Origin of the sequence: Micromonospora olivasterospora (assembly GCF_007830265.1) — a bacterium.
Taxonomy (GTDB): Bacteria; Actinomycetota; Actinomycetes; order Mycobacteriales; family Micromonosporaceae; genus Micromonospora; species Micromonospora olivasterospora.
In genome coordinates, this window is the sequence record NZ_VLKE01000001.1 from 3,648,882 (window position 1) to 3,675,172 (window position 26,291).

Below are 26,291 nucleotides of genomic sequence, written 5' to 3' on the forward strand. Positions count from 1 at the left end.
GAGAGAGTGACCGTCATGCGTGCTCGCCGTCTTCTCGCCGCCACCGTCGCGGCCTTCGGTGTCCTCTCCCTCGGTGCGTGCGGGAAGTCCGCGCCGAGCGTCGCCGCGTACGTCGGCGACACGACGTACTCGGTCGCCCGGGTGGACGACATCTACGACGACGTCCAGGCGAAGTTCGGCGCCGCCGTGCGCGCGCAGGCCGCGCAGACCGGCGCCACCCCGCCGCCGGAGCAGCAGCGCTCCGCGGTGACCCGGCAGGATGTGGTGAACCTGCTGGTCAGCCTCGAGCTGGGCCGGCGGGCGGTCGCCGCGCGGGGCGTCAGTGTGCCCGACCAGGTCACCCCGGAGCAGCTGGCGCCGGAGCTGCGGGTGCCGGCCGATGCCGAGTACGCCAAGCTCTGGGCGGAGTGGATCGACATCTCCCAGGCCCTGGGCGCCACGCTGCCCCCGGCCGAGCTGAGCGACGACGCGGTCATGGCCGTCTACCACGCCATCGAGAAGACCGGGCAGATCCAGGCTGGCCTGCCTGTGGTCAAGGTCCGGCAGATGTTCGGCGAGGGCGGCTTCGTGCGCGCCGCGACCGCGCTCAGCTCGGCCCTGCGCGAGGAGGCGCGGCAGGCCGGCGCGTCGATCAACCCGAGGTACCGGCCGATCGGCGTGCCGTCGGTGGTCAGCACCGGCCAGGCGCTGGTCTTCTACCACCTGCCGTACATCGACCAGGACGGCCCGGTAACGGACATCTCCACCCCGCAGGCGCCGGCGGCCTCGGCGGCAGCCGGGGCATGACCGCCCGGATCGTCCTCCTGGTGACCTCGCCCCGGCTGCCGGCGGGGCTGCTGACCGCCGCCGCCTGGGACGCCGTGCGCGGCAATCCGGTGCTGGCCGGGGCGGAGAGCCCGCTGACCGCGGCGGTGCGGTCGGCGGGCGCCGAGGTGACCGTGGTGGACGGCCCGGCGACGCAGGCCCTGCTGGACGCCGCGGCGGCGCACGGCGTCGCGGTCTGGCTGGCCGGCCCGGCCGGCGACGAGGCGCTGGCCCGGGAGCTGGGTCTGCGGCTGGCCCGCGAGCCCGGCCTGGCCGAGCTGGAGCTGATGTACGGCTCGTGGGACCCGCCGGGCGCCCGGCTGCTCGACGCGGTCGAGGTGATGGACCGGCTGGCCTCGCCGGGCGGCGACCCGTGGAAGCGGGCGCAGACCCACCGCAGCCTGGCCCCGTTCCTGATCGAGGAGTGCTACGAGGCGTACGACGCGATCGGCGCCGACGACACCGACGCGCTCCGCGAGGAGTTGGGCGACGTGCTGCTCCAGGTGCTGCTGCACGCCCGGCTGGCCGAGGAGTTGCCCGAGGGCGAGCGGTGGAATGTCGACGACGTGGCCGGCACGCTGGTCGACAAGATGGTGCGGCGCAACCCGCACGTCTTCGCCGGCGCGGAGGCGGGCACGCTGGACGACATCACGGCCGCCTGGGAGCGGATCAAGCGGGCGGAGAAGGCCCGGGAGTCCGTGCTGGACGGCATCGCCCCGAGTCTGCCCGCGCTCGCCCTGGCCGCCAAGATCCTGGAGCGCGCCGGCCGGGCCGGGTTGGCCGTCCCGCCCCCGCTCGCCGAGTCCCAGGTGGACCCGGAGGCCCGCCTCGGCGCAGGTCTGCTGGCCGCGGTGGCGGCGGCGCGCGAGGCGGACCTGGACCCGGAGGCCGCCCTCCGCCGCGCGGCCCTGTCGTACGCGGAGGCGATCCGCACGGCGGAGCGCGGCGCCGTCCCCCCGCCAGAGTCGAGTTGACCAAGAGGTTTGCGTCGGGCTGGAGATCGAACGTGACACAAACCTCTTGATCACCGCAAAGCGTCGGCGGTCGGTAGGGTCGGGTACGTGCGTCCCTTTCCTGCGCTTGCCGAGAGCGTCGTCGATGCGTTGCTGGACAGTCGGCCTGCCATGGCGTCGTGGGCCGGGGACCATCGGGCCGACGACCGACTGCCCGACCTGTCGCCCGACGCGGTGGCCGCCGACCGGGCGATGCTGACCGACGCCGCGAACGCGCTCTCCGAGCTCGACCCGGACTCCCTCGACGTCGCGGATCGGGTCGACCACGCCGTGCTCAGCGCCCTGGTCGACCGGGAGCTGTTCGAGTCGACCGAGATCCGGGCGCACGAGTGGGACCCGCTGAAGCACAACCCGGGCCCGCTGCTGCACGCCCTGCTCGCCCGCCCGTACGCCCCGGCCGAGGTGCGGCTGGCCCACCTCGCGGCCCGGCTCGCGGCCGTACCGGACGCCCTGGCCACGGCCCGCGCGACGCTGCGCGACATGCCGCGGGTCCACGCCGAGACGGCGGTCGGGCAGTTCACCGGCACGGCGGCGCTGATCCGCGACGAGGTGCCGGGGCTGCTGACCGAGGCGCCCGCGCTGTACGACCGGGTCGAGCCGGCGGCCACCACGGCGATCGCCGCGCTGGAGGAGTTCGTCGCCTGGCTGCGTGCCGGCCTGGCCGCCGACGTGGGGCCGGGGCGCGACCCCCGGTTGGGCCGGCGGCTCTGGGAGGCCCGGCTCTGGCACACCCTCGACACCGAGCTGGGCGCCGCCGAGGTGCAACGCCGGGCCTGGGCCAACCTGGACCGGGCCACCGCCGAGATCCGCGAGGCGGCCGTCGAGCTGGTCGGCGGCCCGGCCGACGACGAGGCGGTACGCCGCGCGCTGGATCTGCTCGCCGCCGAGCACCCGGACGACGCCACCATCGTGGACCTCGCCTCGGTCACGCTCGACGAGGCGACCGACTTCGTCCGCGCGCACGACCTGGTCACCCTGGTCGACGACCCGTGCGTGATCCAGGAGATGCCGGAGTTCGCGCGCGGGGTGGCGGTGGCGTACTGCGACGCGCCCGGCCCGCTGGAGACCGCGCCGCTGCCGACGTTCTACTGCATCGCGCCCACCCCCGCGGACTGGCCGGCGGCCCGGGTCGAGTCGTTCTACCGCGAGTACAACGACCACATGATCCGTAACCTGACGGTGCACGAGGCGATGCCGGGACACTTCCTCCAGCTCGCCCACGCCCGCCGGTACGCGGGTCGCACCCGCGTGCGGGCGCTGGCCGAGTCCGGGCCGTTCATCGAGGGCTGGGCGGTCTACACCGAGGAGCTGATGGCCCGGCTGGGATTCGGCGGGCTGCCCGTGCGGTTGCAGCAGCTCAAGATGCAGCTGCGGATGACCATCAACGCGCTGCTCGACCAGCTCGTGCACTGCGAGGGCCTGCCCGAGCCCGAGGCGATGGCGCTGATGACCGAGCGGGGCTTCCAGGAGGAGGGCGAGGCCGCCGGCAAGTGGCGGCGGGCGCTGCTCACCTCGACCCAGCTCTCCACCTACTTCGTCGGCTACAGCGAGGTGGCCGAGATCGCCGCGCTCCGTCCCGCCGGGGTGTCGGTCCGCGAGTGGCACGACGCGATGCTCGCCCACGACTGCCCACCGCCGCGCCACCTGCGCGCCCTGCTGGGCGTGTGAGGCGAGGTCAGGCGGCCGCCGACGCCAGGTGGTCGATCAGCCACCGCGAGATCGAGTACGCCGGGGGCAGCTCCGGCGGCAGCGCGTCGAGCGGGAACCAGCGGGCCCGCACCAGCTCCCGGCCGTCCACGACCGGCTCGGCGGCCGGGTCGGCGGCGGTGGCGGTGAAGCCGGCCAGCAGCGTGCCCGGCCCGGAGATCGCCCAGGGCTGGCTGCCGAAGTAGGCGAGCCGGCCGAGGGCCAGCCCCACCTCCTCGCCGACCTCCCGGCGGGCGGCCGCCTCCAGCGACTCGCCCGCCTCGACGAACCCGGCCACCAGCGCCCACAGGTCCGTCGGCCCCTGCGCGTGGCGGACCAGCAGCAGCTCGTCGGTGCCGCCGGGCGGCCCCGGACGGGTGACCGCCACCAGGACGGCGGCGGAGAGCCGGATCGGCACGTACAGCCCGCAGTCGGGGCAGCGCCGGGAGGACTCGCCCGGCACGTCGGCCAGTTCCGCCCGGCACGCCCCGCACCACCGGTGCGTACGCCGGAAGGTGAGCACGGCCAGCGCCCGCCCGGCCAGGTCGGCGAGCGGCGCGGGCAGCCCGGCGGCCAGCTCCCGCCACCCCCGCCAGCGGCCCGGCGGCTCGTCGCCGGCATCGACCGGCCCCTGCCAGCCGTCGGGCAGCTCCGCGCCCCAGGCCGGCCTCCCGTCCAGCGTGCCCAGCGGCACCCAGGCGGTGTCGGCGGGCAGCTCGGCCACCCGGGGGAAGCGGCCGTCCGGGCCGGCCAGCAGCTTCCGGCCGGCCACCACCAGGGCGAGGTCCTCCGGGGCGGGCGGCGCGGCCGGCTCGGCCCCGGCACGAACCCGCCGCCGGACGCCCCCGGCACGAATCCCGCCGCCACGGCGGTCAGGAGCTGGTGGCGCGGTGGTCGACCACGCCGGCGCCGGGCGGCAGCTCGAAGCTGGCCCCGTCGACCTCGTCGGACCAGCGGGTCAGCGCCAGCTCCACCGACGTGCCGTCCAGCTCGCCCGCGAAGCTGCCGAGCGCGCCCTCGTTCGTCACGCAGGCGGAGAAGTCGCCGGCCGAGCGGCGTACGCCGACGCACGTGGCGTGGTGCCCGGCGAGGGTCGTGTCGCTCTGGGTGATCACCGCCTCCGCGTCGAGCGCGGCCTCGGTGAGCAGCCCGACGACCACCGGCGGGGTGACCAGGCCGCGCCGCTTCGCCTCGGTGAACAGCGCCACCGAGGGCTTCGCGTTCGGGGCGGGCGGGGCGAGCAGCGTGCAGACCGCCTTCGCCCGGTCGGTCTCGCACTGGGCGGTCGCCTCGGCGGTGACCGTGAGCTTCCCACCCGGCCAGGTGTACGCCGAGCGGGCCGGGCCCTGGGCCTGGACGATCGAGGCGGCCCGCCCGGCGGGGAGCTGGTAGTCGGCCGAGTAGGTCAGCTCCAGCGCCCGGTCCAGCCGGGCCGCGAGGTCGTTGACCAGGTCCGCCCGCCCGATCGCCTGTCCGGCGTCGTGGACGGCCTGACAGCCGGTGACGGTGAGCGACGCGATGACCGACAGTGCGAGCGCGCGGAACGTGGTCGAGGCGGCGGGCATGACGACCAGCCTTGTCGATCGGGTCCACGTCGCGCAAACCCGTTGCCGGTTTAGGCACGATAATACGGGAATGTCCGACCTGCGGCCCTCGCGGTCCACCGACCGAGGCGGTGCGCCCGACCGTCGCCCGATACGCTGGTTCAACACCTGCCTCAGCCGCACCGTCGCGGCCCATACCGGACCGGAACACACAAACGAGGAGCGACTCAGTGGCAACCATCGAGGGAATCGTCGCCCGGGAGATTCTCGACTCGCGGGGCAACCCGACGGTCGAGGTCGAGGTCGGGCTCGACGACGGCACGATCGCCCGCGCCGCGGTGCCGTCCGGCGCCTCCACCGGCGCCTTCGAGGCGATCGAGCTGCGCGACGGTGACGCCGACCGCTACCAGGGCAAGGGTGTCGAGAAGGCGGTCGCCAACATCGAGGACAGGGTCGTCGACGAGCTGATCGGCTACGAGGCCAGCGAGCAGCGGCTGATCGACCAGAAGATGATCGACATCGACGGCACCGACAACAAGGCCGAGCTGGGCGCCAACGCCATCCTCGGCGTGTCGCTGGCGGTGGCCAAGGCCGCGGCGGGCAGCGCCGAGCTGAGCCTCTTCCGCTACCTGGGCGGCCCGAACGCGCACCTGCTCCCGGTGCCGATGATGAACATCCTCAACGGCGGGGCGCACGCCGACTCGAACGTCGACGTCCAGGAGTTCATGATCGCGCCGATCGGCGCGCCCAGCTTCCGCGAGGCGCTGCGCTCCGGCGCCGAGGTGTACCACGCGCTGAAGTCCGTGCTGAAGAAGAAGGACCTCTCCACCGGGCTCGGCGACGAGGGCGGCTTCGCCCCGAACCTGCCCACCAACGCCGCCGCGCTGGACCTGATCGCCGAGGCCGTCGAGAAGGCCGGCTACCGACTCGGCACCGACATCGTGTTCGCGCTCGACGTCGCCGCCACCGAGTTCTTCGACAACGGCACGTACACCTTCGAGGGCAGCGCCAAGTCCGCCGAGGAGATGAGCAACTACTACACCAAGCTCGTCGGCGACTACCCCATCGTCTCCATCGAGGACCCGCTGTCCGAGGACGACTGGAGCGGTTGGGCGACGCTGACCGCCGCCGTCGGCGACCGGATCCAGATCGTCGGCGACGACCTGTTCGTCACCAACCCGCAGCGCATCGCCCGCGGCATCGCGGAGCAGGCGGCGAACGCCGTCCTGGTCAAGGTGAACCAGATCGGCTCCCTCACCGAGACCCTGGACGCGGTGGACCTGGCCCACCGGGCCGGCTTCAAGTGCATGATGAGCCACCGCTCCGGTGAGACCGAGGACACCACCATCGCCGACCTGGCGGTCGCCACCGGCTGCGGCCAGATCAAGACCGGCGCCCCCGCGCGTTCGGACCGGGTGGCGAAGTACAACCAGCTCCTGCGAATCGAGGAGGAACTGGCCGACGCGGCGCGGTACGCCGGGGCTGGCGCCTTCCCGCGCTACCGTTCGGCCTGAGACGGGCAGCCTTCGGGGGAGGGGTGTCGATGCAGCAGCGGCGCACACCGGGTGGTCAGCGTCCCGTCCGCCGGCCGGGTCACGCCGGCCGGCCGGGCGCCGCCCGCGCGCGGGCGGCGGCCCGCGACGGCGTCCGCGCCGAGCCGCGCGCCGGCGGTCGGTCGCCCGGCGCGGCGCGGGCCGCCGACGGGGTACGCTCCGCGAACCGTCCCGCCGCGGCCCGTCGTACGGCGGCCGCCGGCACCGTCAAGCGGCTCTCCGCACCCCACCCCCGACGGTTCACCGGGCGGGCCACCGTGCTGTTCGCGGTGCTGATCGCGCTCGCCCTCGCGTACACGTACCCGGTGCGCGTCTACCTCGACCAGCAGGCCGACATCGAGCGGATGAAGGCGTCCCAGGCGGCCCAGCGCGCGCACATCGCCGAGCTCTCGGACCGGGCGGCCAAGTGGCGTGACCGCGAGTACATCCGCATCCAGGCGCGGGAGCGGTTCAGCATGGTCTACCCCGGCGAGGTGCCGGTGATCGTGCTGAACGACCCGGCGGGCGCGGCCCGGGACGCCGCCGCCGGCGGCCCGCCCGCGCCGCCGAAGGCCCCGGAACCCTGGTACGACACCCTGTGGTCCAGCGTCCGGGCCGCGAACGCCGAGCGTCCCGCCGGCTGACCACCCGACCCAGCACCGACGAGAGATGGGCACCGTGACTGTCGTACCACCGCAGGAGCCGGCGGCGGACTCCGTACCCCCGCCACGGCGGGAACCGGCCACCGAGGCCGACCTGGCCGCGGTGGCCGCGCAGCTCGGACGCCCCCCGCGCGGCACCCGGGCGGTGGCCCACCGCTGCCCCTGCGGCCTGCCCGACGTGGTCGAGACGACCCCCCGGCTGACCGACGGGACGCCGTTCCCGACGCTGTTCTACCTGACCTGCCCCCGGGCGACCGCCGCCTGCAGCCGCCTCGAGTCCGCGGGGCTGATGCGGGAGATGGCCGAGCGGCTGGCGGCGGACCCGGAACTGGCCGCCCAATACCGGGCGGCGCACGAGGACTACCTGGCCCGCCGGGAGGCGATCGGCGAGGTGCCGGAGATCGCCGGCATCTCGGCCGGCGGCATGCCCGGCCGGGTCAAGTGCCTGCACGTGCACCTCGGCCACGCGCTCGGCGCCGGGCCGGGGGTCAACCCGTTCGGCGACGAGACGCTGGCGCTGGTGGAGAAGTGGTGGGCCGCCGGCCCCTGCGTGGACGTACCGGAACAGCGGTGAGCGACGACGACGTCGTGGTGCGGCGGGCCCGCACCTCCGACGTGCGCGGCATCCGGCGGCTGGTGGACACCTACACCGACGACCGGCGGCTGCTCAGCAAGGCAACCGTCACGCTGTACGAGGACGTGCAGGAGTTCCGCGTCGCGGCCGCGCCCGACGGGACGGTCGTCGGCTGCGGGGCGCTGCACGTCATGTGGGAGGACCTGGCCGAGATCCGCACGGTCGCCGTGGACCCGGCGTACCGGGGGCGGCGGATCGGGCACCGGATCGTCGCCGAGCTGATCGACGCGGCCCGGGAGATCGGGGTGGGCCGGATCTTCGTGCTCACCTTCGAGACCCGGTTCTTCGGCGCGTTCGGGTTCGAGGAGATCGACGGCGCGCCCGTGCCGCAGCCGGTGTACGAGCAGTTGCTGCGCTCGTACGACGAGGGCGTCGCGGAGTTCCTCGACCTGGAGCGGGTCAAGCCGAACACCCTGGGCAACGTCCGGATGCTGCTGCGCCTGTAAGCCGCCCTTGATCGCGTCCGGCATCCTGATGCGACGGGTGTCCGGCCGGGCCGCGGGGGACGGCGCTGCGGGAGGCCCGCTGGGCTCTCGCCGGGGAAGCGCCGGCTCGGCCGGCCGCGCCCGGCCCGCTGCCGTAGGGTTGCTGCCGTGACGACGCGCGTGGCCGCCATCGACTGCGGGACCAACTCGATCCGACTGCTGGTCGCCGACCTGCCCGACCCTGACGCCGGGCCGGACGCCCCGCTGGTCGACCTGGTCCGGCGGCTGGAGATCGTCCGGCTCGGGCAGGGCGTCGACCGGACGGGCCGGCTCGCGCCGGAGGCGATCGAGCGGACCCGGGTCGCGTTGGCGTCGTACGCGGCCGACATCGAGAAGCTGGGCGCGGAGCGGGTGCGGATGTGCGCGACCTCGGCGTCCCGGGACGCCTCCAACGCCGGGGACTTCCGGGCGATGGTCGAGCAGACGCTCGGCGTCGCGCCCGAAGTGGTCACCGGCGACGAGGAGGCCCGGCTCTCGTTCACCGGCGCGGTCCGCGGCCTGCCCGCCGACGCGCAGCCGCCGTACCTGGTCGTCGACATCGGCGGCGGGTCGACCGAGTTCGTGGTCGGCACCCGCGAGGGCGGCGTGCGGGCCGCGATCTCGGTGGACATCGGCTGCGTCCGGATGACCGAGCGGCACCTGCACGGCGACCCGCCGGGCCCGGACCAGATCGCCGCGGCGCAGGCCGACATCGCGGCCGCGGTGGACCGCGCGCTGGCGGCCGTCCCCGGGCGGGAGGCCGCCACGCTGGTCGGGCTCGCCGGCTCGGTCACCACCGTGGTCGCCGTCGCGCAGGGGCTCACCGGGTACGAGCCCGAGCGCATCCACCACGCCCGCGTGTCGTACGACGAGGTGGCCCGGGTGACCGCCGACCTGCTGGGGAAGACCCGTGAGCAGCGGCTGGCCATCCCGGTGATGCACCCGGGGCGGGCCGACGTGATCGGGGCGGGCGCCCTGGTGCTCCGCGTGATCATGGAGCGCGCCGGGATGCCGTCCGTGGTCGCCTCCGAGCACGACATCCTCGACGGCATCGCCTGGAGCCTCGCGCAGCGGTAGCCCACGCCGAGGCCAGCGGCTCGCCGATCTTGCACTTTGGGCCCTCGATGTGGACGTTATGCCCCCTTTGTCGGGGCACAAAGTGCAAGATCGCGGGGACGTGAGTGCCGCCCGCAACCTGGACTCACCACGGTCACCACGGGCGCGGTGTTCGGGCTGCTGCCGAGGCTGGGCGGCAGCACCCTCGCCGCGCTGCTGCTCCTCGGCGCCTGCGTGGTCGCCTCGGTGTGGCTCGGCCGGCGCGGCCCGGCGCTGCGGCGCTGGCCCCGGCTCGCCGTCAACGCCGGCACTGCGGTGCTCGCCGTCTTCGCGATCGCCGGGTTCGCCGACGCGGACGGCCAGCTGGGCCGGAACGACTCCGGGTACCGGCCGGCCTCGGTGGACGCGCCGTACGTCCGGGACATCTTCGTGTACGACAGCGAGGGGCGGCTCGTGGAGAACGCCCGGCTGTTCGACCAGGACGGCAACCCGATCCGGATCGGTTACCCGGACTGCGCCGACGGGTTCGTCGTGCCGCAGCCGGGCGCCCCGACCTACCCGTACTGCCCGGAGCAGGCGCCGTACCGGGCCGGTCCGGGAGCGGCCCCGTGCCGACGCCGTCCGGCGCACCCACCGTCGGCCCACTACCCGCGGCGTCGGCGACGGCCGCTCCCTCGGGCGCGGCCACACCGTCCGGGGCGGCCACCGCCGGCCCCGCTCCGACGCCGGGCGCGTCCGCCTCGACCGCGGCGCCGGAGCCCACCTCCTGACCTATGTGGTACGTCACACGTCGGGGGCGCCCGGTCCTCTGGGCGTCCTGACGTGCCGTGCTGCCCGGCCGGGTGAACCTCGGGTGGAAATTGGCTGAACGGACGAGCCGGACGGGACATCGCCCCACGATGGTGATCGCTACGGTTTCGTCTGCTCATCCGCACCTCGGAAGGAATCCCCGTGTCAGAGCAGGTCGCCACGCCCCCCGCCGCGTCGCCCGAGGATGCGCCCCGGCCCGCCGAGCCGACGGCGGACGGGCAGGCGACAGAGTCGACAGTGGACGGCCAGGGGCCAGAGCCGGCGGAGGCGGACGGCGAGCAGCCGGAGGCGAAGCGGTCCGCCACCCGGAAGGTGGTCGGCGTCGTCGGCGCGGTGCTCGCCGTCGGGGTGGTCGCGGCGCTCAAGTTCGGGCTCGGCACCGCCGTGGCCGCCGCGTTCCACGAGGACGGCACGGCCGACGCCAAGGCCGGCGACTGCCTCGCCGAGCTGCCGGAGGTGGCCGACGGCGAGAGCAAGGACGTCAGCGGCGCGGAGATCGTCCCGTGTACCTCGACGAAGGCGGTGTACACGGTGGCCGGCCGGGTGGACGCGCAGAGCGAGGCCCAGGCCAGGACGGGCGACGCCTGCAAGCAGTTCCTCCAGCCGGGTCAGGAGGGCTACTTCTTCTACAACGTCAAACCGGGCAGCACCGGCTACCTGCTCTGCCTGACGAAGCGAGCCTGACCGGCCCGTACGCGCGCCGGGACCGACCCGAACGGGCCCCGCCGCCGGTCGGCGACGGCGGTGCGGGCGACCGCGCCACCGTCGCCGACCGGCGGCGATCGGCGGGCGAACACGAGGTGAATGCCACTGTTCCGGCGCCTTCCGGCGGCCGTCGCGGCGTGGGACGCTACCGGCACGTAGGAACACCCTGCGACCAGCCAACGATGACTGACCGCTAGGAGGACGGGCCGATGGGCGAGATGGTGAGCTTCACCAGCAACGGAGGGGCGAGCGAGGGGTATCTCGCGATACCCTCCGGCGGTGCGGCCAGCCCGGCGGTCATCGTCATCCAGGACTGGTGGGGCCTGGTGCCCCACGTACGGGCGGTGGTGGACCGCTTCGCGGAGGCCGGCTTCGTCGCACTCGCCCCGGACCTCCGCCACGGCGGGCCGGCCAGCAGGCCGAGTGAGCCGCGGCAGATGCTGAACAGCACGCAGATGGACGAGGCGGCCAGCGACCTAGCGGCCGCCGCGGCGTATCTCGCCGGCCGGCCCGAGGCGACCGGCAAGATCGGCTGCGCCGGGTTCTGCGCCGGCGCCAGCCTGGCCCTGTGGTCGGGGACGTTCTCCGAGCGGATCGTCGCGACCGCCGGTTTCTACCCCCGGCTGCCGTGGGAGGGCATGCGCGCCGACTGGGCCGACTACGCGGGCAAGGCGGCGCTCATCCACTGCTCCGAGGCGGACGGCACCTCCGCCGCCGACGGCGTGCAGGCCGCCCGCCGGGCCATCGAGGCGGCCGGTGGAGGCTGCCAGACGTACGACTACCCGGGCACCGCGCACGCGTTCTTCAACGAGGACCGGCCGGAGCGCTTCGACCAGCGCGCCGCGGCCACCGCCTGGGCCCGCACCCTGGAACTGTTCCGGGCGAAGCTTGGCTGAGCCGCGTACACCCGGCGAGGTCGTCGCCCGCGCGGCGCGGGCGACCGACCTGTCCGACCTCGACGGCGCGGTCAGCGGCTGCTTCGCCTGCCCGCGGCTGGTCGCCTGGCGGGAGGAGGTCGCCCGGACGAAGCGGGCGGCCTTCCGCGACCAGGAGTACTGGGGGCGGCCGGTGCCCGGCTTCGGCGCCGCCGACGCCCGGATCGCCATTCTCGGCCTGGCCCCCGCGGCCCACGGCGGCAACCGCACCGGGCGGATCTTCACCGGGGACCGCTCCGGCGACGTGCTCTTCGCCGCGCTGCACCGGGCCGGCCTGGCGAACCAGCCGACGAGCGTCGCCGCCGACGACGGGCTGGCCCTGCGCGACACCCGGATCTTCTCGGCCGTGCGCTGTGCGCCGCCGGACAACAAGCCCACGCCGGCCGAGCGGGACACCTGCGCCCCGTGGCTGCACCGCGAGGTCGCGCTCGTCAGGCCGGCCCTGCGCGTCGTGGTCGCGCTGGGGGCGTTCGCGTGGGCCGCGTGGTGGCCGGCGCTGCGCGCGGTGTACGGCGTCCGCCCGCCCAGCCCGCGACCGGCGTTCGGCCATGGGGCACACTGGTCCGGCGGGGCCGTACCGGATCTGCTCGGCTGCTACCACGTCAGCCAGCAGAACACGTTCACCGGGCGGCTGACGCCGGCGATGCTCGACGACGTGTTCGATCGGGCGAAGCGACTGGCCGGAGTGGACTGACGGCATGGGGCGGTGGCGATGGACCTCGGCGTGCTGCGCAGGTGGTGGCCGGTCGCTGGGGTGACCGTCCTGCTCGCCGTCGCCGCGCTCGCCGCAGGCCACTCGTCCATCGGGGCCAGCCGTGTCCCGCCGGCCGTCGACAACGTCCCGTACGTGCCGGAGTACCCTTCCGCCGAGGCGTCGCCGTCGATCCCGGCCGAGCCCCGCGACGCCGGGGAGGCCACCCGGGCGCACCTCCCCGAGTGGCTCGGCACCGTGGCGCTGGCCCTGCTCGGCCTGGCCGTCGCCGCCGCGCTCGGCTACCTGGTCTGGACCCTGGTCCGGGGCGTGGCCCGGCGCACCACCCGGGCGCTGCCGCAGGGGCGGGCCCGGCGCACCGCCGAGGGCACCGCCCGCGACGTGGTCGCCGCGCTCGACGCCGGCCTGGTCGACCTGGACGACGCCGACGTCGACCCGCGCACCGCCGTGATCGCCTGCTGGGTACGCCTGGAGGAGGCCGCCGCCGCGGCCGGGGTCCGCCGGCGGGCCGGCGACACGCCCACCGACCTGGTCACCCGCCTGCTGCGTGGCGACGCCGAGGCCGGGGTGCCGGCGATCGTCAGCGCCGACGTGCTGGCCGAGTTCGCCCACGTCTACCGCGAGGCCCGGTACGCCACCCGGCCCGTCGGCGAGCACACCCGCGATCAGGCCCGGGCCGCCCTGCGCCGGCTGCGCGGCGAGCTGACCGCCGTGGCCGCCGGGGTGTCGGCGGGCGCCGCTGCCGAGGGCGGGGCGGTGGGCGCGTGAGCACCAGCATCCACGACCTGCTGACGTTCGAGGAGGAACGTCCGCGGCCGGCAGGGCCGGCCGGGGGCAAGCGGGTCCGCTCGGCGCTGAAGGCCCTGACCGCGGCCGGGGCGCTGACCGTGGTGGTGGTCGCCGGCCTGCGGGCCGTCGGCCTGCAGGTCTCGCTCTGGATCGTTGTCACGGGGGTGCTCGCCCTGCTCGCCGTGCGCCGGGTCACCGCCGCGCTCGCCCCGCCGCCCCCGCCCCGGGCCGGGGCGCGGGTGCCCGCCGGCGAGGAGGGCGGCCGATATCACTGGGCGGCCCGGGACGCGCTGCGCGCCGCGGTCGACGGCTGGGAGCGCCCGCTGGACTGGTGCGGGGGCAACCCCGACCGGTTCGCCAAGGTGGTCCTGCCCCGGCTCGGGGAACTCGCCGACGAGCGGCTGCGCCAGCGGCACGGCGTGACCCGCGAGTCGGATCCGGCCCGCGCCCGCGCGCTGCTGGGCGACCGCCTGTGGACGTTCCTCGACACCCCGCCCCGCCGTACCCCGTCGCCGCGCGATCTCGCGGCGATCGTCGCCGAACTGGAGAAGATTTCATGAACGACGTGGACCAGACCGTGCCCGCCGTCGAGGTGGGCCGCCTGGCCCGGGCGGTGCTGGACGCGGTCGGCTCGGTCGTGGTCGGCAAGCGGGACGCCTTGGAGTTGGTCCTCGCGGGCATCCTGGCCGGCGGCCACGTCCTGCTGGAGGACCTGCCCGGCCTCGGCAAGACGCTGACGGCCCGGTCCTTCGCCCAGGCCCTCGGGCTGGACTTCCGCCGCCTCCAGTTCACCCCGGACCTGCTGCCCGCCGACGTCACCGGCTCGTTCCTGTACGACCAGCGCAGCGGCGACTTCTCGTTCCGCGCGGGCCCGGTCTTCACCAACCTGCTGCTCGCCGACGAGATCAACCGGACGCCGCCGAAGACCCAGTCGGCGCTGCTGGAGGCGATGCAGGAGAAGCAGGTCTCCGTGGAGGGCGTCACCTACCGGCTCGACGAGCCGTTCCACGTCCTCGCCACCGCGAACCCGATCGAGTACGAGGGGACGTACCCGCTGCCGGAGGCGCAGCTCGACCGGTTCCTGCTGCGGGTGTCGTTCGGCTACCCCGACCACGAGGAGGAGTGGGACGTGCTGCGCCGGCGCATCGCCCGCCGGCGCGAGGAGGCCGAGATCAAGCCGGTCGTCGACGCCGCCACCCTCCGGGCCATGCAGGCCGCCCTGGAGGACGTGGTGGTCGAGGACTCCGTGGGCCGGTACATCGTGCAGCTCACCGCCGCCACCCGGGAGCACCCGTCGGTGCTGGTCGGGGCGTCCCCGCGCGGCTCGCTGGCGCTGCTGCTGCTCTCCCGCGCCCGGGCGGTCCTCGATGGCCGGGACTACGTGGTGCCGGAGGACGTCAAGGAGGTGGCCGTTCCGGCGCTGGCGCACCGGATCACGCTGCGCCCCGAGATGTGGCTGCGCCGGGTCGATCCGTCCTTCGTGGTCGGTGAGGTGCTCGACCAGACCCCGGCCCCGGCGAGCGGCGCGCTGCCCAGCTACGCCGCCGGCCGGCCCGGGCGTTGACGTCGTGTCGACCGGACAGGGGCCGGCGGCGGGCTGGGCACCCACCTGGGCGCTCGGCCGCGCGGTGCTGCTCACCGGACTGCTGCTGATCGCCGGGGTGCTGCTCGGCCGGGTCGACCTGGTCGTGCTCGCCGTCCCGTTCGCGCTCGGCACCGCGTACGCGCTGCGCCGCCGGCCGTCCGCCGGCCCGCAGGTGTGGGTGGCCGCCGACGACGGGCACCTGGTCGAGGGCGGGGAGTTCACGGCCACGGTCACCGTCGGCAACCCGGACACGGTCGGGTACGACGTCGCGGTGGTGCGTACCCGGGTCTCGCCGTGGCTGCTGGTGAAGCTGGCCGGCGTGGGCGGGGCCCGGGCCGACCTGTCCCGCAGCGGGGTGGACCGTCCCTTCGTGACCGTCGTCGACCCCGGTACGGCCGTCGACCTGGAACTGTGCGGCACGGCCCGGCGGTGGGGCCGGCACCCGGTCGGCCCGGCCGGCGCCCGGGTCGCCGCCGCCGGCGGCCTGCTGGTGTCCCGGGCCGCGATCACCGACCCGGTGCGGGCCCGGGTGTACCCGAAGACGGAGCCGTTCGAGGCCGTGGAGGCGGTGCCCCGGGCCGCCGGCCTGGTCGGGGCCCACCACTCCCGCCGCCCGGGGGAGGGCGGCGAACTGGCCGGCGTCCGGGTGTTCGCCCCCGGCGACCGGCTGCGGCGCATCGACTGGCGGGTCTCGCTGCGTGCCCGGCAGTTGCACGTCGCCGCCACGTTGTCCGACCGGGATGCCGAGGTGGTGATCCTGCTCGACGTGCTCGCCGAGGCCGGCCGCTCCGGCGGCGTGGACGGTGCCGCCTCCGTGCTGGACACCACCGTCCGGGCCGCCGCCGCGATCGGCGAGCACTACCTGCACCGGGGCGACCGGGTGGCGATGCTGGAGTACGGGCCGGCGGCCCGCCGGCTGCGCCCGGCCACCGGTCGGCGGCAGTACCTGACGCTGCTGGAGTGGCTGCTCGACGTGCAGGCGGAGCCGGCGCCGCAGGAGCCGTACGACCCTGTCTTCGGCCCGCACCTGCTCTCCTCGGACGCGCTGGTGGTGGTGCTCACCCCGCTGCTGGACGAGCGGTCCGCGCAGATGCTGGCCCGGATGGCCCGCTCCGGGCGGTTCGTGGTGGCCGTGGACACGCTCCCCACCGACCTGCCGCCGCCGAGCCGCAAGGGCTGGTCGGAGGTGGCGTTCCGGCTGTGGCGGCTGGACCGGGACACCATGATCGGCCAGCTCCGCGAGCACGGCGTCCCCGTGGTCCGCTGGGCCGGCGCGGGCAGCCTGGACCTGGTCCTGCGGGACGTGGCCCGGCTCGCCTCCGCCCCGCGGGCGGGCGCGCGATGAGACAGGCGGGGTGGGTCCGCCCTACGGGCGGGCGCGCGTGCGGGAAAGGACGGCGCGGGTGAACCCGGTCGAGGTGGTGACGGAACGGGCCCGGGCGGTGCGCTGGGCCGTCGACCGGGTCAGCGTCGCGCCGCTGCTGATCCGCCTCGGCGTCTTCGTGGCCGGGCTGGCCGGCCTGCTGCTGGCGTACCCGGCCCAGGTTCTCACCGGGCGGCCGCTGGCCGCCCTGGCGGTGGTGGCGCTGCTGCCGGCGGTCGGGCCGCGCCGCGTGTGGCCGACCTTCGCCGCCCTGGTCACGGTGGGCGGCTGGCTGCTCGCCACCGAGGGGTACGGGCGGCCGATCGCGCTCTGGCGGCTGCTCGCCGTGGCGGCGGCGCTGTACCTGACGCACTCGCTGTGCGCGCTGGCGGCGCTGCTGCCGTACGACGCGGTCGTGGACCCCGAACTGGTCGTGCGCTGGCTCACCCGGGCCGGCGGGGTGCTGCTCGCCTCGGCGGTGCTGGGGGTGCTGCTGCTGCGGGCCGCCGACGTCGGGACCGACCGCGGATTCCTCGCCGCGACGGTGGCGGGGCTGCTCGTGGCCGTCGCCGTGAGCGCGTTGCTGGGGTGGCTGCTGCGTCGCAAATGACGGGACGCGGCCAGGCGTTGTGCAGCTCACAGCTGTTGTGTTCCGTCACAGAAGGGGGTCTCGCTCGGGATTAGCCGAGCCGCTCGGGGAAAGATAGATGGCGTGAACCCGAAGCGGATCCTTGTCGTCGGTGCCGGGCACGTCGGGCTGTACGCCGCCCTGCACCTGTCGAAGAAGCTCAGCTCGCGTGAGGCCGAGGTCATCGTCGTCGACCCGCAGCCGCACATGACGTACCAGCCGTTCCTGCCCGAGGCGTCCGCGGGCAACATCTCCCCGCGGCACTCCGTGGTGCCGCTGCGGCGGGTGTTGCGCCGGTGCACGGTGGTGGCGGGCGCGGTCACGCGGATCGAGCACGACCGCAAGGTGGCCACGGTGCAGCCGATCAGCGGCCCGACCCGGGAGATCGCCTACGACCACGTCGTCGTGGCCCCCGGCTCGGTCTCCCGGACGCTGCCGATCCCCGGCCTGCACGAGCACGGCATCGGGTTCAAGACCATCGGTGAGGCCATCTACCTGCGCAACCACGTGCTGGACCGGCTCGACGTGGCGGCCGCGACGCCCGACCCGGACCTGCGCCGCTCCGCGCTGACCTTCGTGTTCGTCGGCGGCGGCTACGCCGGCATCGAGGCGCTCGCCGAGATGGAGGACATGGCCCGGGACGCGCTGCGGTACTACCCGGAGCTCAAGCCGGAGGACATGCGCTGGGTGCTGGTCGAGGCGACCCAGCGGGTGCTGCCGGAGGTCGACCGGGACATGGGCGCCTACACCGTGCAGCAGCTGCTCAAGCGGAACATGGACATCCGGCTGGACACCCGGCTGGAGTCCTGCGTCGACGGGGTGGTCAAGCTCTCGGACGGGGACAGCTTCCGCGCCGACACCATCGTCTGGACGGCCGGCGTCAAGCCGTCGCCGATGCTGGACGCGACCGACTTCCCGCGCGACGACCGCCGCCGCGTCACCTGCCTGCCCACGCTGCAGGTCGCGGACGGCGACCGGGTGGTCGAGGGCGCCTGGAGCGCCGGGGACTGCGCGGCGGTGCCCGACCTGACCAAGGAACCGGGCAACTTCTGCTCGCCGAGCGCGCAGCACGCGGTGCGCCAGGCGGCCCGGATGGCCGACAACATCGCCAACGTGATCCGCGGGCGGGAGCCGGTGGACTACCGGCACAAGCACGCCGGCAGCGTGGCCAGCCTCGGCCTGCACAAGGGCGTCGCCCAGGTGTACGGGATCAAGATGACCGGCTGGCCGGCGTGGGTCATGCACCGGACGTACCACATGAGCCGGATCCCCTCGTTCAACCGCAAGGTCCGGGTCGTGGTCGACTGGACGCTGGCGTTCTTCCTCAAGCGCGAGGTCGTCGCGCTCGGCCAGCTGCACGACCCGCGCGAGGAGTTCGCCGTGGCGTCCCAACCGGCGGCCCCCCGCGTCTGAGCTGTACGGAAGGGCCCCTTCCCTCGCTTCCGAAGCGGCGGAGAAGGGGCCCTTTCGCGCACCCGCCGTGGGGCGGGGGTGGCGTGCGGCACCCCGTGACGCGGTGCCCGGCGGGGACGCGGCCCGCGCGGCGGGGGTCAGGGGCGCCAGACCCAGGCGTCGGCGATCCTCGTGGACGGGCCGTAGAGCTGGTCGAGGGTGGCCCGCAGGTCCTCGGCGTGCGGCGTGTCGACGGCCAGCGCGAAGCACGACGCCCCCCACCGGTCGGCGTCCTGGGCCGCCTGCCGCCGCTCCTCGTCGCCCACCACCGGCCGCCCGCCCTGCTTCGCCACCTCGGTGAGCAGCGCGGAGGTGGGCCGCTTCCAGGTGCCCATGGCGGCGGTGCCGTTCCGCCCGTACGGGCCGATGAAGAAGCCCTCCGGCATGCCGAAGGCGGCATCGGCCCCGGTGGCCCAGCGCATCGGCCAGGGCTCCTTCGGGGTGGCCAGCGGCACCGGCACCAGCACCCCGCCCGGGCGGACGCACTGCCGCCAGTGCCCGCCCGTCACGAACTCCGGCAGCGCCGGGCGCTCCGCGGTGGGCAGCGGCGCCGGGAAGATCGGCAGCAGCGCGACGCCGACCACCGCCGGCACCAGCCGGCGGGCCCGCCCGGGCAGGCCCAGCGCCCGGTCCACGGCGAGCACCAGCAGCGTCGCGGCCAGCGGCAGCACGGCCAGCGCGAACCGCATCGGCAGCGCGCCGTCCACCACCGGCAGGCCGGCGAGCAGGGCGTACGGGCCGGGGAAGCCGGTGCGGTCGCCGCCGACCACCACGGCGGGCCGAGCGACAGCGCGCCCATCGTCAGCGCGCCGGCCACGCACGCGATCACCAGCGGGCGGCGGCCCAGCCAGGCGGCGCACCCGGCGACGACCACGAGCAGCGGCCAGCCGAGGAACGTGTTGTACTCCGCCGGCCCGGTGGTGAGCCGCGCGGCGTCGTCGCTGCCGGCCACCGACAGCGGGGAGAGCGTCCACCAGCCGCGCAGGTCGGCCGAGAAGTAGTGCGGGCTGAACATCCCGTCCGCCACGCCGAGCGGGCCGGCGAACTGGAACCACAGCGGGTACGCCAGCACGAGCAGCGCCAGCCCGGCCGCGAGCAGCACCCCGGCGGCGAAGCCCGGCAGCGCCCGGCGCAGCAGCGCCCGGTCGGTCAGGGCGTACGCGACGGCCATCACCAGCAGCGTCACCGCGCAGAGGAAGAGCACCTCCTCGCCGACGAAGACCTGGACGCTGACCGCGGCGGCGAGCCCCACGGCGGAGGTGAGCACCCGGCGGCGGTCCGGGCCGGGGCGGCCCTCGCCACCGCCGCCCGGCCCCGGCGACCGCCGAGCGGGTCGGCGGCGCGCAGCAGCCGGACCACCAGCCAGACGATCACCGGCACCAGCCACTGGGCGGTCATGTGCAGGTGGCTGTTGGTCTGCGAGATCATGCCCGGGCCGAAGCCGCACAGCCCCGCGCCGAGCAGCGCGGCCGGCCGGCGGGCCCCCAGGACCCGGGCGAACAGCAGGTGCCAGGCGAGCGCGGTGCCGGCCAGGTTGAGCCCGGCGAGCAGGGCGAACGTGGCCGGGGCGCCGAACAGCAGGGTGACCGGGGCGAACAGCACGCCGAGCGCGATGACCGTGGTGTTGGCCATCAGGTTCACCCCGTCCGGGGCGTTGAGCCGGTCGCTGAGCAGGCCGAAGTCGCCCAGCAGCGCCCGCGCGTCGACCGCCAGGAACCACTCGTACAGGGTCTGGTCCTCCGGATTGAGCGCCAGCACCCGGCCGGACGGGTCCGGCCACAGCCCGTGGGTGAGCCAACCGGCCAGGGCCGCGAACGCCAGTCCGACGAGGATGTCGCCCCGGTTCCTGGCGGCGGCGGCTCGCACGCGGGCCCACCAGGAGCCGGCGGAGGCCCGGGCGTCGGCACGAATGTCCTGTTCAGGGCGGCGTCGGGGGCCGTGGGGGCTGCGCTGCTCACGGCTTGACCCTAGTGCGGTACGGCCTCCCGGGTTCGCCGGGTCGGCCCGGAACCGCTCCGGTGCCACTCCACACGGCGTGCGTGGACCCGCTACGGTGGCACTGCACACAGCGCGGGGTCGAGCCGCGTCGGTGGCGCCCGCCCGGGTGGTGGAACGGCAGACACGGCCGCCTTAAAAGCGGCTGCCGCAAGGCGTGCGGGTTCGACCCCCGCCCCGGGCACCACACTCTCAGCTTCCCTTCAGCTTGGCGATCTCCTACGAGCCGATCCGGGCGTTTACCCTTGAAGGGCACGTCCCACGTGCGACGACCCCCTGAGGGAGGCCAGACAGTGAAGACCTCGAACCCGGTGCTCGCCCGACTCGGCCAGGCGGCCGAGCGGGAACGGGCGGCCGGGTACGCCCCGACCGGGCCGTACGGACAGCCCGGCTATCCGCAGTACCCGGGCGCGACCGGGTACCCCGTCGCGCCGCCCACCGTGACGCCGATGTCCATCGACGACGTGGTGGTCAAGACCGTGATGCTCTTGGGCATCCTCGGCGTCTCCGCCGCGGCCGCCTGGGTGCTCGTGCCGGACGCGCTGCTCGGCGCCGCCTGGATCGGCGCCGCCGTGGTCGGCCTGGTCCTCGGCCTGATCATCTCGTTCTCCCGGATGGCCAACCCCGCGCTGGTCATCGCGTACTCGGTCGTCGAGGGCGTCTTCGTCGGCCTGGTGAGCAAGGCGTTCAACTCGCTCTACGACGGCATCGTGCTCCAGGCCGTGGTCGCCAGCTTCGGCGTCTTCTTCCTGATGGCCATGCTCTACAAGGCACGCGCCATCCGGGCGACCCCGAAGTTCGTCCGCGGCGTGACCGCGGCGATGGTCGGCCTGTTCGCGGTCATGCTGATCAACCTGGTGCTGGCGCTGTTCGGCGTCAACACCGGCCTGCGCGACGGCAGCCCGCTGGCCATCGGCTTCAGCCTGGTCTGCATCGTGGTCGCGGCGCTGAGTTTCGTGCTCAGCTTCCACGAGGTCGAGCAGGGCGTCCGGATGGGCCTGCCGCAGCGCTACGCCTGGACGGCCGCGTTCGGCATCCTGGTCAGCCTGGTGTGGCTCTACATCGAGATCCTGCGCCTGCTCAGCTACTTCCAGGGCGACGACTGACCCGCGCCGCCGACCGGCGCCCGCCACCGCTAACGCGGCGGCGGGCGCCGTCGTCTGTGCGCCCGGCTGTTCCGCCGGCTGCTACCGCGGCGGCGGGCGCCGTCGTCTGTGCGCCCGGCCGCCGCCCCACCCCGGCGTTTGCCCGCCGCCGCCGACCCCTGCGGTGCAGAGTGAGTGCGAGGGGTACGTCGGCCGGGAGGTGGCGGTGCGCAGTTCCAACCCGGTGCTGACCCGGCTGGACGACACCCGCCGGCTCGAACGCCGGGTGCTCGGGACGGGCGGGGCCGAGGCGATGACGGTGGACGACGTGGTGGTCCGCACCGTCGGGCTGCTGCTGCTCACCGGGGCCACGGCGGCGGCCGCCTGGGTGGTCGTCCCGCAGGCGGTGTGGATCTCCGCCGCGCTGGCCGGCACCGCCCTGGCCGGCCTCGTCCTGGCGCTGGCCATCTCGCTGCGCGGGAGCACCAGCCCGGCCCTGATCGTCGGGTACGCGGTGCTCCAGGGGCTGCTGCTCGGGGTGGCGAGCCGGGCCTTCCAGCTGGTCTACCCGGGGATCGTGGTGCAGGCCGTGGTGGGCACCCTCGGGGTGTTCCTCGGGATGTCGCTGCTGTACCGGTTCCGGGTGCTGCGGGCCACCCCCCGGATGGCCCGCCTGGTGGCCGGAACGCTGCTCGGCATCGTGACGCTCAGCGTGGCGAACCTGGTCTTCTACCTGTTCACCGGGCGGCAGGCGCTGGAGGTCTACAGCCTGACCGCCGAGGCCGGCTGGCTGGCGTACGTCTTCTCGGTGGTGGCGATCGTCGCCGGCGCGTTCAGCTTCATCCTCGACTTCGACCTGGTGGAGCGGTCGGTGCGGGCCGGTCTGCCCCGCCGGTACGCCTGGTACTGCGCGTTCGGGCTGCTCGCCGGGCTGGTCTTTCTCTACTGGCAGCTGCTGCGCCTGCTCAGCTACCTGCGTCGCTGAGCGGCGGTGCCCCGCCTGCGCCGCTGAACGGCCTCCTAGACTCGGGGCGGTGAGCGCAGCGGAACTGGACCGGGCGGTGGAGTTGCTGGTCCGTCAGGTCGGGCACTGGCAGCAGCCACGCTGGGCGGCGACCGCCGAGGGCGGCAACGTCCCCCGGGCCGACCTGGTGCATCGGCTGATCCAGGAACTGGCCAACCTGGCGGCGGACGCGGAGGGCGAGCCCCGGCGCACCGTCCCGCGCCTCGACAACGACCTCGTCCTGCCCGACCAGCTCCGGGTGGTCGCGGCCGACCTGCTGGCCGCCGATCCGCCCGCCGAGGCGCTGGCCCGGGCCGCCGCCGAGGTGACGGCGACCCGGAGCGCGCTCTGACGAGGGGATCCACCCCAACGCGACTGGCGGCATCCTCGGACACCACGATGTCGGGGAAATGGCGGCATCCGGCGCGTTCGGACACCGCCATGTCGGGGAACTGGAGTCGTTCAGGGCGGGGCCCGGGCTCAGCTGAGCCGTTCGAGGACCATCGCCATGCCCTGGCCGCCCCCGACGCACATCGTCTCCAGGCCGATGGTCTTGTCGTGCCAGTCGAGGGCGTTGAGCAGGGTGCCGGTGATCCGCGCGCCGGTCATGCCGAACGGGTGGCCGACGGCGATCGCCCCGCCCATCACGTTCAGCTTCTCCAACGGGATGCCGAGCTGCCGGTACGACGGGATCACCTGGGCGGCGAACGCCTCGTTGATCTCCACCAGGTCGACGTCGTCGATGGTCATCCCGGCCCGCCGCAGCGCCTGCCGGGACGCCTCGACCGGGCCCAGCCCCATGATCTCCGGCGACAGGGCGGTGACGCCGGTGGAGACGATCCGGGCCAGCGGCGTGAGGCCGAGGTCCTTCGCCCGCTGGGCGCTCATGACGACCACGGCCGCCGCGCCGTCGTTGAGCGGGCAGCAGTTGCCGGCGGTGATCCGGCCGTCCGGGCGGAACACCGGCTTGAGCCCGGCCACACCCTCCAGGGTGACCCCGGGGCGGGGGCCGTCGTCGGCGCTGACCACCGTGCCGTCCGGGGTGGTCACCGGGGTGATCTCCCGTGCCCAGAAGCCGTCGGCGATCGCCTTCTCCGCCAGGTTCTGGCTGCGTACGCCGAACTCGTCCATGTCGGCGCGGGTCACGTCGTACGCCTGCGCCAGGTTCTCGGCGGTCTGCCCCATGGCGAGGTAAATGTCGGGCAACTCGCCCGCCTCCCGGGGATCGGTCCACACCTCCGCGCCGCCCTGCGCCCGCCGGGCCGAGCGCTCCTGGGTGGCGGCGAAGCGCGGGTTCTCCCAGCCGCCGCCGACCAGCGCCTGCGCCTCCGGCGGCAGCGTGTCCGAGTTGCCCCGCGCGTACCGGGACACGGTCTCGACGCCGGCGCTGACGAAGACGTCGCCCTCGCCGGCCCGGATCGCGTGCATGGCCATCCGAGTGGTCTGCAGCGAGGACGCGCAGTAGCGGGTCAGCGTCGCGCCCGGCAGGCCGTCCAGCCCCAGCAGCGTGGCGACCACGCGCGCCATGTTGAAGCCCTGCTCGCCACCCGGCAGGCCGCAACCGAGGTAGAGGTCGTCGATCTCGGTCGGGTCGAGCTGCGGGACCTTGTCCAGGACGGCCCGGACGATGGTGGCGGCGAGGTCGTCGGGGCGGACGTCGCGCAGGGATCCCTTGTGCGCCCGGCCGATGGGGGAGCGGGCGGTGGCGACGATGACGGCGTCGCGGGACGACTCAGTCGGCATGAAACCAACGTTAACTCGCCGGTAACTTGGGGTGGAAGTGGCGACTGCGGCCGGCAATGTCACCCGGGGCGGCCGTCGGGTCGCCCGGGGTCACTGGTGGGGGGCGACGTTCGCGGCCGCGGCGACCGCCGGGAGCAGGGCGTGCGCCCAGACCCGGTAGCCGTCGGCGGAGGGGTGGAAGCCGTCGTGGCAGAACGTGCCCGCGTCGGCCCGGAACACCGGGCCGGTCTCGGCGGCCAGGTCGACCACGCTGCCCCCGGCGTCCAGCACGGCCACCGTCTGGGCCCGGGCGATGCGCCGCCCGGACCAGCCGACCACCTGCCGAAGCGGGGGCGCGATGGCGCGTACGGCGCCGAGGTCGGGGCAGGTGCCGACGACCACCTCGACGCCCGCGTCGCGGAGCCGCCGTACCGCCGCGCCCAGGTACGCCGCGGCCTCCGCCGGCCGGCGCAGCGCGGTGGCGTCGTTGGCGCCGATCAGGATAACCGCGACGTCGGGACGCGGGCCGAGCAGCGCCCGCGCCACCTGAGTGGCGAGGTCGGTGGAGCGGGACCCCGACACGCCCACGCTGGACAGGTGCACCCGCCGGCCGGCCGCCCCCTCGGCGAGCAGGTGGGCGAGCTGACCGCCGACGGTGTCGCCGAGCCGGGCCACGCCCACCCCGAGTGCGGACGAGTCGCCGAGCAGGACCAGCCGCAGCGGCGGCGCGCCGGCCCGCCCGACTGTGGCGCGCAGGGCCAGCCCGAGCTCCGGCTGGGCGTACGGGCGGTTCCGCGCGACGAACGCCTCTCCGGCCAGGACGGCGACGCCGCCGATGGTCCCGGCGATCAGGGACAGGGCCGCCGCCCGGCCCAGCCGGAGCGCGAGTTCCGCCCCGGCGCCCCAGTCGCCCACCCCGTGCCTGCCGCCACGCTCGGTCATGGCCGTCCCTCCAGTGTGGGTGTGTCGGCGGCCGGGCCGGGGTGCGGCACCGCGCCGACGCCGAAGAAGGCCCGCCGGCGCAGCTGCGCCCACCGCCCCCCCGGCCCGCGGTCGCGACCGCGGACCTGGGTGGCACTGACCTCCGTGCCGGCGTGCCGGGCCGCCTCCTGGGCGGCCTCAGGCAGCGACCGTACGCCTTCGACGCGCCCGAGGCCAGGGCGGCGTTCCTGCCCGGCGCCCAGCGCGGACAGCACGGTCGGCAGCATCGCGGCGGCGGCCACCGCGTACCCCTCCGCGGACGGGTGGAACCGGTCCCAGGCGAACATCCGGGTCGGCTCGGCCGCGAACCGGGGGCCGAGCAGATCGCCGAGGGAGACCGTCCAGCCGCCCGCCTCGACCACCGCGACCGTCTGCGCGGCCGCGAGCTGCCGGCTCCACCGCCTGGCCAGCCAGCGCAGCGGCGGCTGGATCGGCCGGATCGCCCCCAGGTCGGGGCAGGTGCCGACCACCACCTCGCAGCCGGCGCCGCGCAGCGCGCGGACCGCGTCGACGAGGTAGCGCACGGCCAGGGCCAGCGGGGTGCGGTTGGTGACGTCGTTGCCCCCGATGAGAATGATCGCCACGTCCGGCTCGCACTCCAGCGCGGACTCGACCTGCGGGCGCAGCCCGGCGGAGATGGCGCCCACGACCGCGAACCGGTGCAGCCGCACCGGCCGGTGCAGCCGGCGGGACAGGCCGGTGGCCAGCAGCGCCCCCGGAGTCTCCCGGCGGCGGTGCACGCCGTACCCGGCGGCGGAGGAGTCGCCGAGGATGACCATGGTCAGCGGCGGGCCGGGCAGCTTCGCCCCGTACACGCCGTCGCAGCGCGGTGGGGGCGCCTCGGCCATCGGGATCGTGCGCCGCGCCTGCCGGGCCTGGCCGACCAGCACCCCGGTCGTCGCCACCGCCGCCGCGGCGGTGGCGCCCGTGCCGAGCGCCGCCAGGCGGACGATCTGGCGGGCGCGCTGCCAGCGCGGAACGACCGGTGCGGCGGAACCAGCGACCCCCATGAGGCGAGATTATCGCGACCGCACGACACACCGCTGTCGTCGTACCGGCCGGTGGACGGCTGGGATCCGGCCGTTGCGGGTACCACTTGCGGGGACACCGCACGCTGTCGGAGGGAAAGGG

The 26,291-nt window shown here is 75.2% G+C and carries 29 protein-coding genes and 1 tRNA gene; 22 read left to right on the top strand and 8 right to left on the bottom strand.

The genetic code is table 11. The features are described 5' to 3' along the window. Positions 1-15: 15 nt before the first annotated feature. The 3 genes from JD77_RS16700 (at position 16) to JD77_RS16710 (ending at position 3,485) form a co-directional block, all read left to right on the top strand. Positions 16-786, top strand: a complete 771-nt coding sequence (locus JD77_RS16700) for a SurA N-terminal domain-containing protein (protein WP_145775226.1) — start codon at positions 16-18, stop codon at positions 784-786. After that, a complete protein-coding gene (locus JD77_RS16705) occupies positions 783-1,778 on the top strand; it encodes a nucleoside triphosphate pyrophosphohydrolase (RefSeq protein WP_145775227.1) in 996 nt (331 codons plus the stop codon). The genes JD77_RS16700 and JD77_RS16705 overlap by 4 nt, the downstream gene beginning before the upstream one ends. Positions 1,779-1,865: 87 nt before the next feature. Next, entirely contained in the window at positions 1,866-3,485 is a 1,620-nt protein-coding gene (locus JD77_RS16710) for a DUF885 domain-containing protein (RefSeq protein ID WP_246140710.1), read from the top strand. A gap of 7 nt (positions 3,486-3,492) precedes the next feature. On the opposite strand, the gene JD77_RS16715 is transcribed toward JD77_RS16710, so the two are convergent. After that, positions 3,493-4,278 (bottom strand): NAD(+) diphosphatase, encoded by a 786-nt coding sequence (locus JD77_RS16715; protein ID WP_246140711.1) that lies wholly within the window; start codon positions 4,276-4,278, stop codon positions 3,493-3,495. A gap of 97 nt (positions 4,279-4,375) precedes the next feature. Continuing rightward, positions 4,376-5,068, bottom strand: a complete 693-nt coding sequence (locus tag JD77_RS16720; RefSeq protein WP_145775229.1) for a hypothetical protein — start codon at positions 5,066-5,068, stop codon at positions 4,376-4,378. Positions 5,069-5,277: 209 nt separating this feature from the next. On the opposite strand from JD77_RS16720, the gene eno reads away from it, so the two are divergent. The 15 genes from eno to JD77_RS16795 all read left to right on the top strand — a co-directional run bounded on the left by eno (position 5,278) and on the right by JD77_RS16795 (position 18,335). Next, a complete protein-coding gene (gene eno / locus JD77_RS16725; protein WP_145775230.1) occupies positions 5,278-6,561 on the top strand; it encodes a phosphopyruvate hydratase in 1,284 nt (427 codons plus the stop codon). 29 nt (positions 6,562-6,590) lie between these two features. Next, a complete protein-coding gene (locus tag JD77_RS16730; RefSeq protein WP_145775231.1) occupies positions 6,591-7,223 on the top strand; it encodes an FtsB family cell division protein in 633 nt (210 codons plus the stop codon). Positions 7,224-7,257: 34 nt separating this feature from the next. Then, positions 7,258-7,815: a DUF501 domain-containing protein gene (locus JD77_RS16735; RefSeq protein WP_145775232.1), complete on the top strand. Its 558-nt coding sequence runs from the start codon at positions 7,258-7,260 to the stop codon at positions 7,813-7,815. After that, positions 7,812-8,321: an amino-acid N-acetyltransferase gene (locus JD77_RS16740; protein WP_145775233.1), complete on the top strand. Its 510-nt coding sequence runs from the start codon at positions 7,812-7,814 to the stop codon at positions 8,319-8,321. Before JD77_RS16735 ends, JD77_RS16740 begins: the two co-directional genes overlap by 4 nt. Positions 8,322-8,480: 159 nt before the next feature. Continuing rightward, entirely contained in the window at positions 8,481-9,416 is a 936-nt protein-coding gene (locus tag JD77_RS16745; RefSeq protein ID WP_145777622.1) for a Ppx/GppA phosphatase family protein, read from the top strand. A gap of 147 nt (positions 9,417-9,563) precedes the next feature. After that, positions 9,564-10,241, top strand: coding sequence for a hypothetical protein (locus JD77_RS16750; RefSeq protein ID WP_145775234.1), 678 nt, complete (start codon positions 9,564-9,566; stop codon positions 10,239-10,241). A gap of 105 nt (positions 10,242-10,346) precedes the next feature. Further along, positions 10,347-10,889, top strand: coding sequence for an LppU/SCO3897 family protein (locus JD77_RS16755; protein WP_145775235.1), 543 nt, complete (start codon positions 10,347-10,349; stop codon positions 10,887-10,889). Between the two features lie 230 nt (positions 10,890-11,119). Next, positions 11,120-11,806, top strand: coding sequence for a dienelactone hydrolase family protein (locus JD77_RS16760; protein ID WP_145775236.1), 687 nt, complete (start codon positions 11,120-11,122; stop codon positions 11,804-11,806). Continuing rightward, positions 11,799-12,539, top strand: coding sequence for a uracil-DNA glycosylase (locus JD77_RS16765; RefSeq protein WP_145775237.1), 741 nt, complete (start codon positions 11,799-11,801; stop codon positions 12,537-12,539). Before JD77_RS16760 ends, JD77_RS16765 begins: the two co-directional genes overlap by 8 nt. Positions 12,540-12,557: 18 nt before the next feature. Next, complete coding sequence (locus tag JD77_RS16770; protein ID WP_145777623.1) at positions 12,558-13,325, top strand: DUF4129 domain-containing protein; 768 nt, start codon at positions 12,558-12,560, stop codon at positions 13,323-13,325. Beyond that, complete coding sequence (locus tag JD77_RS16775; protein WP_145775238.1) at positions 13,322-13,906, top strand: hypothetical protein; 585 nt, start codon at positions 13,322-13,324, stop codon at positions 13,904-13,906. Before JD77_RS16770 ends, JD77_RS16775 begins: the two co-directional genes overlap by 4 nt. After that, on the top strand, positions 13,903-14,910 hold the full coding sequence (locus tag JD77_RS16780; RefSeq protein ID WP_145775239.1) for an AAA family ATPase: 1,008 nt from the start codon (positions 13,903-13,905) through the stop codon (positions 14,908-14,910). The genes JD77_RS16775 and JD77_RS16780 overlap by 4 nt, the downstream gene beginning before the upstream one ends. Positions 14,911-14,914: 4 nt before the next feature. Beyond that, a complete protein-coding gene (locus JD77_RS16785) occupies positions 14,915-16,276 on the top strand; it encodes a DUF58 domain-containing protein (protein ID WP_145775240.1) in 1,362 nt (453 codons plus the stop codon). Between the two features lie 58 nt (positions 16,277-16,334). Continuing rightward, the gene (locus JD77_RS16790; RefSeq protein WP_145775241.1) at positions 16,335-16,904 is read left to right on the top strand and encodes a hypothetical protein; all 570 of its coding nucleotides are present in this window, start codon (positions 16,335-16,337) and stop codon (positions 16,902-16,904) included. A gap of 102 nt (positions 16,905-17,006) precedes the next feature. Next, positions 17,007-18,335: an NAD(P)/FAD-dependent oxidoreductase gene (locus JD77_RS16795; RefSeq protein WP_145775242.1), complete on the top strand. Its 1,329-nt coding sequence runs from the start codon at positions 17,007-17,009 to the stop codon at positions 18,333-18,335. 137 nt (positions 18,336-18,472) lie between these two features. Here JD77_RS16795 and JD77_RS33690 read toward each other — a convergent pair whose 3' ends face one another. From JD77_RS33690 to JD77_RS33700, 3 genes are read right to left on the bottom strand one after another with little or no spacing between them, the layout of a single operon-like run. Beyond that, complete coding sequence (locus tag JD77_RS33690; protein WP_246140712.1) at positions 18,473-18,958, bottom strand: hypothetical protein; 486 nt, start codon at positions 18,956-18,958, stop codon at positions 18,473-18,475. Beyond that, complete coding sequence (locus JD77_RS33695; RefSeq protein WP_246140713.1) at positions 18,880-19,641, bottom strand: hypothetical protein; 762 nt, start codon at positions 19,639-19,641, stop codon at positions 18,880-18,882. Before JD77_RS33695 ends, JD77_RS33690 begins: the two co-directional genes overlap by 79 nt. Then, positions 19,557-20,240 carry a hypothetical protein gene (locus JD77_RS33700; RefSeq protein WP_246140714.1) on the bottom strand — a complete coding sequence of 228 codons (684 nt, stop codon included), beginning with the start codon at positions 20,238-20,240 and terminating at the stop codon, positions 19,557-19,559. Before JD77_RS33700 ends, JD77_RS33695 begins: the two co-directional genes overlap by 85 nt. Positions 20,241-20,472: 232 nt before the next feature. Between JD77_RS33700 and JD77_RS16805 the strand changes: the two genes are divergently transcribed. From JD77_RS16805 to JD77_RS16820, 4 genes are all read left to right on the top strand, one after another. Beyond that, positions 20,473-20,556 (top strand) — tRNA-Leu (locus JD77_RS16805). A gap of 106 nt (positions 20,557-20,662) precedes the next feature. Then, positions 20,663-21,475 (top strand): Bax inhibitor-1/YccA family protein, encoded by an 813-nt coding sequence (locus tag JD77_RS16810; RefSeq protein WP_145775243.1) that lies wholly within the window; start codon positions 20,663-20,665, stop codon positions 21,473-21,475. Positions 21,476-21,638: 163 nt separating this feature from the next. Then, a complete protein-coding gene (locus JD77_RS16815) occupies positions 21,639-22,439 on the top strand; it encodes a Bax inhibitor-1/YccA family protein (RefSeq protein WP_246140715.1) in 801 nt (266 codons plus the stop codon). Positions 22,440-22,488: 49 nt separating this feature from the next. Continuing rightward, on the top strand, positions 22,489-22,809 hold the full coding sequence (locus JD77_RS16820) for a hypothetical protein (protein ID WP_145775244.1): 321 nt from the start codon (positions 22,489-22,491) through the stop codon (positions 22,807-22,809). A gap of 128 nt (positions 22,810-22,937) precedes the next feature. Here the strand turns inward: JD77_RS16820 and JD77_RS16825 are convergent, their stop codons facing one another. The 3 genes from JD77_RS16825 to JD77_RS16835 form a co-directional block, all read right to left on the bottom strand. Then, complete coding sequence (locus JD77_RS16825; protein WP_145775245.1) at positions 22,938-24,200, bottom strand: acetyl-CoA C-acetyltransferase; 1,263 nt, start codon at positions 24,198-24,200, stop codon at positions 22,938-22,940. 90 nt (positions 24,201-24,290) lie between these two features. Continuing rightward, complete coding sequence (locus JD77_RS16830; RefSeq protein WP_145775246.1) at positions 24,291-25,121, bottom strand: SGNH/GDSL hydrolase family protein; 831 nt, start codon at positions 25,119-25,121, stop codon at positions 24,291-24,293. Beyond that, positions 25,118-26,170: an SGNH/GDSL hydrolase family protein gene (locus JD77_RS16835; RefSeq protein ID WP_145775247.1), complete on the bottom strand. Its 1,053-nt coding sequence runs from the start codon at positions 26,168-26,170 to the stop codon at positions 25,118-25,120. Before JD77_RS16835 ends, JD77_RS16830 begins: the two co-directional genes overlap by 4 nt. Positions 26,171-26,291: the final 121 nt, after the last annotated feature.